The sequence below is a fragment of the uncultured Empedobacter sp. genome (genome assembly GCF_937930195.1).
Lineage (GTDB): Bacteria > Bacteroidota > Bacteroidia > Flavobacteriales > Weeksellaceae > Empedobacter > Empedobacter stercoris.
In genome coordinates, this window is the sequence record NZ_CALGVK010000190.1 from 1 (window position 1) to 10,382 (window position 10,382).

9 protein-coding genes and 1 pseudogene are annotated in these 10,382 nt (G+C 32.4%); 2 read left to right on the forward strand and 8 right to left on the reverse strand.

All coding sequences use genetic code 11. From position 1 onward, the window contains the following. Positions 1-385 (forward strand): annotated as a pseudogene (locus Q0616_RS11465) (hypothetical protein); the annotation flags it as partial. A 44-nt stretch (positions 386-429) separates the two neighbouring features. Next, positions 430-3,069, forward strand: a complete 2,640-nt coding sequence (locus tag Q0616_RS11470) for a hypothetical protein (RefSeq protein ID WP_298777034.1) — start codon at positions 430-432, stop codon at positions 3,067-3,069. Positions 3,070-3,146: 77 nt separating this feature from the next. Here Q0616_RS11470 and Q0616_RS11475 read toward each other — a convergent pair whose 3' ends face one another. The 8 genes from Q0616_RS11475 to Q0616_RS11510 form a co-directional block, all read right to left on the reverse strand. Beyond that, positions 3,147-3,665: a hypothetical protein gene (locus Q0616_RS11475; RefSeq protein WP_298777035.1), complete on the reverse strand. Its 519-nt coding sequence runs from the start codon at positions 3,663-3,665 to the stop codon at positions 3,147-3,149. Positions 3,666-3,899: 234 nt separating this feature from the next. Then, on the reverse strand, positions 3,900-4,532 hold the full coding sequence (locus Q0616_RS11480; protein ID WP_171622761.1) for a response regulator transcription factor: 633 nt from the start codon (positions 4,530-4,532) through the stop codon (positions 3,900-3,902). 3 nt (positions 4,533-4,535) lie between these two features. Next, positions 4,536-6,806: a sensor histidine kinase gene (locus tag Q0616_RS11485; protein WP_298777036.1), complete on the reverse strand. Its 2,271-nt coding sequence runs from the start codon at positions 6,804-6,806 to the stop codon at positions 4,536-4,538. Positions 6,807-6,914: 108 nt separating this feature from the next. Next, the gene (locus tag Q0616_RS11490; RefSeq protein ID WP_298777037.1) at positions 6,915-7,508 is read right to left on the reverse strand and encodes a hypothetical protein; all 594 of its coding nucleotides are present in this window, start codon (positions 7,506-7,508) and stop codon (positions 6,915-6,917) included. Between the two features lie 119 nt (positions 7,509-7,627). Further along, positions 7,628-7,816 (reverse strand): YqaE/Pmp3 family membrane protein, encoded by a 189-nt coding sequence (locus Q0616_RS11495; RefSeq protein WP_188320078.1) that lies wholly within the window; start codon positions 7,814-7,816, stop codon positions 7,628-7,630. Further along, positions 7,816-8,484: an NAD-dependent epimerase/dehydratase family protein gene (locus Q0616_RS11500; protein ID WP_298777040.1), complete on the reverse strand. Its 669-nt coding sequence runs from the start codon at positions 8,482-8,484 to the stop codon at positions 7,816-7,818. Before Q0616_RS11500 ends, Q0616_RS11495 begins: the two co-directional genes overlap by 1 nt. Before the next feature lie 3 nt (positions 8,485-8,487). Beyond that, positions 8,488-9,366: a flavin reductase family protein gene (locus tag Q0616_RS11505; RefSeq protein WP_225542258.1), complete on the reverse strand. Its 879-nt coding sequence runs from the start codon at positions 9,364-9,366 to the stop codon at positions 8,488-8,490. A gap of 9 nt (positions 9,367-9,375) precedes the next feature. After that, on the reverse strand, positions 9,376-10,382 hold a 1,007-nt coding region (locus Q0616_RS11510; RefSeq protein ID WP_298777041.1), incomplete at its 5' end, for a fumarylacetoacetate hydrolase family protein.

The window sequence follows — 10,382 nt, forward strand, 5'->3', positions numbered from 1 at the left end:
GGTAAAACTATCTTCGGGAAATGCTAATCCAGGCGTCTTTGATATGGCTTCTATTGTATTGCCAACATTACCAACTGATAGTAGAATAGTGGATACGTCAAATTCTTCATATACATTTGATGCGACAACTTCTGTATATACAGTTAAATTACACGATTTATACAAAAAACAATTTACAGAACCTGTGACAAATAGTACCACAACAACTGGTTTAAAGGATATTGTATTAAAAGCAGATAATTACGAATATTTTATAACACATGCAGATAAAACTGTTTTTACAGATATAAAAGTCGATGATGCTGGGACGTTAACATATAAAGTAACGCCAAATTCTATCATTAGAAATGGTACATTTATGAATATTGTATTAAAGGTTAAGTAATTAACGCTTGTTAATCATTTATAAATCTTTTAAAAAAATACAATATGAAATTAAAATTAAAAAATTATATCCTTGGTGTACTAGGATTAGTAACCCTACAACAAGCTGATGCCCAAGTAATTTTTAAAGATGATTTTGGAAAATCTGAAATTAGATTACCTTCTCAGTTTGTACCTGAAACTGGACGAGACTCTAGTTTAGAAGGTGTATTTACTCATCAATCAAAGTTCTATAAATATGCTGCAATTGCACCTAATTATGATGGAGAAAATGTAAATCAGAATACAATAAATAATGGTTATTATGCTATAGTTGCACCAAAGTTTATTTACAATAATTTGCCAACAGGTAAGCCTAATTGGGCTAATTGGTGGACACCAATTCAGAATAATACTGATCAATCAGATAATGGAGCTGTTTTAGTTGTAAATGGAGATGAAGGTCCTTTTAACCCTGGAAAGATTTCAACGATAGGAGAAACGTGTTATAATGGTGAAATTGAAGTTGTAAATGTAGAAAAAGCAACCTATATTGCTTATTTAATGTCTTACAATTGGCAAGCTAGTGTAGATAACGGAGCTACTTGGCAGGATTTTGGAAGTTTAACTGATAAAGAAAATGAAAAAGATCAATCTGTTGGTGATGTAATAATTCAAAAAGGTGATAAGTTAGTAATTAAAGGATTAAAGAAAACTACTTTAGTAAGAAGACAAGCAAAAACAATTGGTCTAAATAGATATGCTTATACTTCTCCAGTCTTAGTTACACCATCTGAAGAAAATACAATTGCATTACCTGATAAAGTCAATGCATTTGCTGTAGAACAAGGAAAGGAATTTACTTTCCCTACGGTATCAACGAAATTCCCATCGACTATTACTATTTATGATTCAGAAGGAAAAGAAGTTGCCACTACAATTTCTGATCTAAAGAAAGGAGAATATACTTATACAATTCAAGCGACAACTATTACCGGTGCGCCAATAGAAGGTTGTGTTACTTCTGTTGCTATTCAATTAATTGTTTATGATTTAAAAGATTGTGATATTGTGAAGAAAAAGATTTTCGCTACCGATGTTAGAGATTGGACTTCTGGTGCTGGTGGAGTTGAGGGAGAAGAAAAAGCAGTCAATGGAAACCGCGCAGATTATGCAACGATTACAGGGGGATTAGTAGTTTTAGGACTAGGTACAACTGGTGTCGATTTGTACTTTACGAAATTATCTGATCCTAATGACCCTAAATCTAAACGCGTTTTATATACAGCAGAAGAGCTTAGAGGTAAAAAAGTAACTATAAAATTAGGGGAACAATATTCAGGACTAAAGTTAGCCGGAGGAGTAAGTGCTGTTGGTCGACATACAAAAGCGACTAATCCTGAAGACATTGGAATAGGAATAGGAAATTCAAATGTAGGTACATCATTTGGTGTAAAAGGAGGAGTATTAGATTTGTTAAAAGGAGATAACGTATTCCAGTTTTCTTTTATTCCAGCAGAAACTAATGGAAAGCATGTAGGCTATAACGGAGTTCGTATACAATTAGGTTCTTTGTTATCAGTAGCAGATTTGGCAACTGTTTTCTATGCGTATATTGAGGAAGAGGAAGAAATTACATCACCTGATTATAAACCATTAGGAGATATCATTGTAAATCCACCAAAATCTTTGGTTTATCCAACAGAACAAAATGATGTAGATGGAACAAAGTTAACAGGAATTAAAAATACAGATATCAAGTTAAATGAATTTACGAATGATGTCACTTGGGGAAATAGATCAGAAGTTTTAAATGTTGCAAGTGGTTTATCATCTGTTGTGCATCCTTATTATGCTGTAGATGACAACTATGATAGTTATACTCTATTTAATGCTACTGCGGGAGTGTTAAATCAACAGTTTTTACGTACACATTTACGTCAACCAGCTCGACCTGGAGATCAAGTGCAGATTACATTAGCTTATCCAAATATCAATGTGTTAAATTTAAGTTTGTTGCAATTAGGAAACTTCAAAATTGTTTATTATTTAGGAGATACAAAAGTTGGGGAAGAGAATATGGAAAAATTTAGAGTTTTAGATATTGGATTATTTAACTTTAAAAACAAACGTAGAGCTGTAATTTCTAAACCAATTACAATACCATTTGATTCTTTCGAAATTCAACAATTTAGTACAGTAAGTGTAAATTTAGGGGACGGAATGCATGTACATGATATACGTATTGCTCCAATGATGTTATTCGAAGGACAAGAGGATCCAAAAGAAGTGACAAAAATTTGTGCAGCTGACTTTTTAGCAATTCAAAGTCCAGACTTTTGTACAGAATATGAGATTTCGATTGCAAAAGTTGTTAAATTCGGAGGGACATACACAATTCCTGACAATGACGAAGATCCTACTAATGATTTGCCATTGTTAGACAAAGATGGTAATGCAATTAAGGAGATTTTAGAAATCGAAGATATTCCAAATTCACAATTAACGTACAGTCATACTGGTGCAAAAGTGATGTATTACACGATTGACCGATTATACACAGAGTATGAAAATGAAGGAATTATTTTAGTGAAAGTTCAAACTAAACGTCAAGAACAAAACTATGGTAATCCACAATATTTAAGAGTTAAACTCGAAAATTGTAACGAAGCTTTAGTTAATCCAGTTATTAGATTATCTCACTAAATATTCGTTTTATTCTATTATAAAAAAATCCAAGTTCATTTTATGACTTGGATTTTTTCTTTGTATCAACTTTTAAGTTAAAACTCAACAATTTGCTGAGCAACAAGCTTTAATTTAGGGTTTTTCGAACTTGTTCTTTTTTTTACTCGATCTTCATACAACTCGATTTTGATTTCCTTAATTCCTTTTGGAATACTATAGGTTTCTTCTTTCGAATAGTTGTAGCCTCTTACATTAGCCCCTTCTTTTCCTGCGACATAAACGATTTCTAAATAATATTTTAATAGGATACTATGTTCAAGTGACTTCTCTTTTTCGAAACGAATTTTTCTTACTTTATGTATAGAATGTCCACCAGAATTAATATTTCCTTGCAGTGAAAACCTTAATTTTTTTTCATTCTTTTCGTGCATCACAATCGCAGGTTCCAAACGTTGTGTAATCGTTACAAAATTCGTTTTTTGATACTTTCTACCTGTTTCAGGATCTTGTGCAGTCACTATTTTTGGTGTAGCTAAGATGGTTTCAACCTTTAATTTGGTTTGAGCAGAGCAACCGACAAAGGCGAATAAAATAATGATATAATGCCATTTCATTTTTGTTTTAAAAATACTGCATAAAAACTATTTAATTCATCACTGCTTTTAGCTATATTGAATAAAAAATCGCTTGATTAAAGAAATGAAGCGATTTTTTTAAATTGTAGTTTTAGTTAATAAGAATCAGTTAGTAATCTTATTGCGAATGTAAATGGTGATGAAATTTCCGTTTTATAACGACAAAGTTGAGAAATTTTGGCACCCTATAATATCCCTATTTATAGTTATTTTTTAAGGTTTTGAAATCAATCCATATTCTATTGCAGTGGTAATTGCCGAACTTAGGTTAGAAGTCTTGAACTTTTCGATCAAGTTTTTTCTATGACTATCAACTGTATGCGTACTGATAAATAATTTTTCTGCAATTTGTTGAGTCGTTAATCCTTGCGCTGCTTCAATCATAATTTCTTTTTCGCGTCGTGTAAGTTTTGGAATGGTATTCAACCCATCTTTTTCCTTTTTACTCAATACATTTTTTGTTTGTGAACAAAGAAATTTCTTTCCATCAAAAATAGAGTTGATTCCTTCTAAAATTTCATCAACAGAAGCATTTTTCTGAATATATCCCGAAGCACCTTCTTCCAAACAACTATTTATCACCGCATATTCGTTATGTACACTTAACATGATGATGTGCATTGCGGGGTATTTTTTCTTTATAGGTTTTATCAATTCAATACTATTGGTATCCGAAAGATTGATGTCTAATAAAAGAATATCAATTTCAGTTGATTTTAACGCTTCTTGTAATTGTTGAGCAGAAGTGTAACAATCCACAACTTGTAAATTAGATTGATGACTTAAAATATTTCGTAATCCTTCTGATAATAAAGGGTGATCGTCTGTAATTGCTATATTAATCATAAATTATTGTTTAGGAAATTGGAACTCTATAGTGGTTCCTAAATCGATTTCTGAGTGTATATTTAAATGTCCTTTTAAAAACTGAATACGGGATTGAATGTTATGCAAACCTGCTGATTGTGTGAGTTTAGTATTGTTTACATCAAAGCCTTTTCCATCATCTTCAACCGTTACAGTATAATTGGTATCATCTTCGACAAATTGTATAATTATTTGTTCGGCGTGAGCGTGTTTTATGGCATTGTTCACCAACTCTTGAATAATTCGGTACACCAATAATTGATTTTCTTTGTTTAATGAATTGGTAAATCTCAAAAATTGAACATCAATATCCAATTGTTCGTTTGCCATACGAATGGCATATTCTTTTAAAGCTTCTTCCAATCCATATTTCAGTAATAAATCGGGCATTAAATTATGTGCAACGCGGCGCAATTCATCGACAGCTCCATCCAATTGATGAATAGATTTTTCCATGTCTATTTTTGAGTTTTCGTCAATTTTTTCATTCAAATGAGTTAACTGAATTTTAGTTCCCGAAAGTAAACCACCCAAACCGTCATGTAAATCACGAGCAAGACGAGTACGTTCTTGTTCTTGACCATCGAGAAGTGCTGTTAAAGTCGAAATCTTAGAATTTTGTCGTTCTTGTTCAATCTCCAAATTATGTAATTCTTCTCGTTGTTTTAAATGCTTATTTCGCTGTTTTAGTGCATAAAGTAATAAAGCAAGTAGGACGATAAAAACAACAATCGAAAAGATGTAATAGTTATTTAATTTATTTTTGAAATTAAGTTCTGCGATATAATTCACCAATTCGTCTTTACGATTTTTATTTTCTAAGTTAGATAGTTTTAGATTTTGTTGAGAAATGGTTAATTCTTGTGATCTTTTGTCCGCTTCTAAACGTGATAATTTTAATTGTTTTCGTTGGAAATTCTCGCTTAGCTTGGTGTTTTCTAACTCTTGTTTTTGCTGAATACCTAACGAATGCATCAATTGAATTTGTTGCTCTTTTTTCTCTGTTTCCAATTGCATGCGAATCATTTGTTGTTGCTGACGCTCTTTATCAAATTGAGCTTCTAAACGTTTACTGATTTGCGCTTGCTCGTTGTCATAGATTTCTTTGTACATCGATGTGTACAGCTTATGGAACCGCAGTGCTTCTTTAAAATTTCCTTCTTTAACTTCGATTTCGGATAAGCTTAGGTACAACGATTGTAAGATATTTTTGTCGGGAATAGCATTCTCATTGACTTTTATGACCGACTGCAAGAGATAGTTTTTAGCAGTTTGAATGTCATTTTTTTGTATTGCTAAATCAGCTAAAATTCCGTTTGCAGCAGCAACATGATTTGCTTGATCTGTTTCAATTCCTATTTCTTTTGCTAATTCTGCATAGGTTACAACTTTATTTTGATAGGTTTTTGGATAAAAATTAAGGTAAAGATTCGCTAAATTGATTGCTACAAAAGATAAATCTGTAGGCGTTATCATCTCTTTTTTATTCTTGTAATAGGTATCAATCGCTTTGCTGTAATATTTTTCTGCTAAATCTCGGGTATAGATATTTTTTTTATTTTGCATAAACTTTTGCTCGTACATATAACCAATAGACATGTACGCAGCAAAAATGAGATTTGGATTATCTTGTTTTTTCGCTACTTGTAAGGCAAGTTTGCTGTATTTTTCTTGTAATTCATAATCATCCCAACGTGAATAAATACCCGTCAATTGATTATAAACCGATGTCATTCTTGTTAATACAACTGGTGTTTCTGGCGATTTATCAAAGAATTTTAATGCCTCAATAAAATTCTTAACCGCTTTTGCATCTTCATTATTTCGTAAATTTAGCCAACCTTCACAATATTTTACATAACCTTTTGTTGAATAGTCATTAGTGCGTCCACTATAGTAAATTGCTTTTTGTAAATCATGTTTAGAAGTCGTACTATTATTTTCAATTCGATTATTCATTGCAGAAATACAATACAAATAAGCGGCATGTTTACCATCTTTTAGCTTTTCTGAAGCAAGAATATTTTCTTTGAGAATAGCAAATGCTTTTTCTTTCTGATGATTAAAGAATAACGCTTGCGCATATTTTCCTGTAATTTCGTAACGTTCAGAAGAGTTTAGCTTTGTGTTATTATATTGATTTTCATAATTTGTCAATACCTCTTGTGCATTTATTATTCCACTTACAAGAAAAAAGAAGAGTAGAATACGTTTTTTTAGAAGATTTTTCAAAGCACGTGTACTTTTAGACATGATAGAAAATTATATTTTGTAAAGCGAATATAAAGCCTTTTCGTAAAATGAAATAATTAGAATAAAATCTATAAAGCCTTATAGGAACTGGTTTGAAGCTTATATCTATTATTTCTCGAACATAATTTGAAGTGTAAAAAACTCGCCTTTCTGAAGAATTCCATCTAAGTTTCGGTCAATAATTAATGTAATATACACTTGATTGTTATCGTAGATATTCCAATCCATTTCAGCATCATATTGAAAAACACCTTTTAACGTCCATTTGTGAATATCCCATTGTCCAGAAGTTCCTGATTTTTCAACCCGTTTGTCTTTATTCGGAACGTAATACAAATACTGGTGTCCATCAAGCGATAAGAAAGGGTAGTGTAGCAATTGATTTTCTTCGGCAGCAAAGCCTGTCCCAGCCTCAAAATATGGGATACTTTCTATTTCAGTTCCTTCATGTAAATTGATGTCAACCGAATGATCCGTTACCAATGCTTGCGCCGCATAAAATAAATTCTTTTTCTCTTGATAAGGCTTATTCAGATACTCGATACTAAATTCAGTAGGATTTAAGGTGATTGTTTGTTTTGTATCATAAATAGAGAAAACTTGATTGCCTTGCTTGATCACAATATTATCGGTGGTGTATTCTTGTGCATGTATAAAACAAGTAAGCAAACAGAAAACCGTAAGGAACATTGTATTTTTCATAGTCGTTGTAATTGATAGGCTAAAATTATCGTCTATCCTTGATAAAAAACTCACTATAATTATTGATTTACAGACTTTTTAAAACAATAAAAGCCAACCGATCGGTTGGCTTTTATTGTTTAATTATTTCGATTCATTTCTTTTATTCTGGCTTTGTTTCTATCGTCTAAAAGAGAGGCAACAGCCCAGATTGCAGCTGGTAACCATCCGAATAAGGAGATTTGTAAAACTAAGCAAATCACACCATGAATTATTTTTCCTCTTAGTATAAAGGATAGCCAAGGTAAGAGTACAGCTAATATGATCATTAAATTTTATTTTTAGAATTCATAATTTCGTTATAATACAATACAGAAACTTTTTCTGAAGTTATGTGTAAATCATTTTCGAGTAATGCTTGCGCCACTTTTTCGGCTGCAATGGATTTGTATTTGGAGAGATTTCCAACCAAAAAAGGATTAAACAAAGGTAATATCTTAGCGCTGATATTTTCAGCCAAACGATATTCGACTCGATTGCCAATCAACAAAGAAGGGCGGTATAGAAACAGCTGTTTCACATTTTCATGTAGCAAAGCTTTTTCTGCTTCCCCTTTCATTTTTAGATAAAAGTTAGAGGTTGTAGCAATTGCACCAACCGAAGAAATATAATGAAATTTCGTCAACCCTTTTTTATTTCCTAATTGTGCAAATTGTACTGGAATATCTATTTCAATTTTTCGGTACGCATTTAAATCAGGCGTTTTCTTACGTGTTGTTCCTAAGCAAGAAAAGATAGAATCAATCGTTTCAATATCATCTAAATTTATTTGAGAATTAAAATCAGTTACAATCTCAACTAATTTCGGATGATTAATTTGCTGAGGTTTTCGAACAACCATAATAACTTTTGAATAATTAGAATGCTTTAATAATTTATCCAACAATAAAGAACCGATCAAACCTGTACTTCCTAAAATCAATGCCGTTTTATTCATGAACTAAATATTCATCAACAACCAATACCATGCACCATTTACGTCACCTTGTTCCAAAAGTTTTGCAGCTACTTGATGACGTACCTCAACCGACTTAAATTTCTCGATGTCTAAACGTTCCGTTAATTGTTCTTTGAAATGAAAAATCATTTCTTCTGTCGGTAATTTTTCTACATTTCCTAATTGACCTAAATTATTACCTGTTAAGTATTTAGAGTGCTTCACTTCATCTGGTAGTTGATCTATTCCTAAACCAACAGTACGGGTTGGTTTTTCAACTTCAAAGATTGATTCTGGAATGATACGGCAATAATAATCTCCACCCATACGCGCAACTAAATCCAAATCATAAGGGGAAACTTTATCATTTTCATCCAACAAGTTTTTGTGAATATGCAATCGCACTACTTCCGCAATAACTAAATTTGCTGCACCGGGTTGATCTGTAATCGAAATTACTTCGCGTACCTTACATTCTAATTGCACAGGCGATTCTGCAACGCGAGGAGGTTTTACCAATTCGGAAGGAAGTTCTGTAAAACCAGCTTTTACAAATTCGTTTACTCCTTTTGGGTATTCGACACTCGCCAAGGATTGTTGTTGTACAATATCATAATTTACAATATTAATCACACATTCTGGATGTTCCCATATATTTTCTAACGTATGTTTTGTTGTTCCATCTCTCATTTTTCTTAACGGTGAAAAAACACAAATTGGTGGATTTTGTCCCATCATATTGAAAAAAGAAAATGGACTCAAATTTACATTTCCATCTTTATCCATTGTACTTGCAAAGCAAATAGGACGTGGAGAAATAGCATGTTTGAAAATATCATCGAACTGACTTGTGTTAGGTTCAAAGGATTTTGTGTGTTGCATAAATTGAGATTATTGGTTATAAAGATGAACAGAATTTACTAATTTTCCTAATCCTGTGACAGACATTTCGATATGATCATTTGGTTGTAACCATTGTTCTTTGTAGTTAGGATTTTGGCGTTTTCCAGTTCCATTTAGTTCAAGAAAGCAACCTGTTCCAACTGTTCCAGAACCGATGATATCACCCGGATAAAGCTTCACGCCATAGGAAATTCGTTCGATGATTTCAGCAAATGTCCAATGCATATCTTTGAAATTACCTTGAGAAACTTCAACATCATTCACAGCACAGGTCATCGCTAAATCATAACAATTTCCGATATGACCATCTTTAGGTGCTACTTTGTAGCTTTCGATTTCATCTGGTGTTACCAAATAGGGACCAAACATTGACGCAAAATCTTTTCCTTTTGCAGGACCAAGGTTTAGTTTCATTTCATCCATTTGCAAAGCGCGGGCACTCAAATCATTCAGGATCATAAATCCACCGATGTATTCATCAGCATTTTCAGCTTTAATATTTATCCCTTCTTTTTTAATGACGATGGCAACTTCGAGCTCAAAATCCATTCGGTCGAAATGCTTCTCCATGGCAACTACTTTTCCAGGACCTTGAATCGCCTGATGATTAGAAAAATAGAAGACTGGAAATTGATCAAATTCAGGAATCATGTCTAAACCTCTGTTTAAACGAGAAGTTTCGACATGTTGGCGAAAAGCATAGGCATCTCTAAAACTCGTGGGATGAGGTATAGGTGCTAAGATGTGAGGATTTGCTACAATAGCGTATTTGTGTTCATCACGTGAGATTTCCTTTGTAAGCTGTTGGCAGATTAAAAGTGAAAAATCATCATCAGCTAAAATATCAATTAGGGTAGTGGGTAAATTAGAATTAATTTTGGTCAAGTCATACACCGTATCTTGCCAAACAAGACCTACTTTTTCTTGTTGATTGTCTAAGAAAGTAACGAATTTCATTATTTGTTGTTTGAAAGGTGAAGATACAAAGATGATTT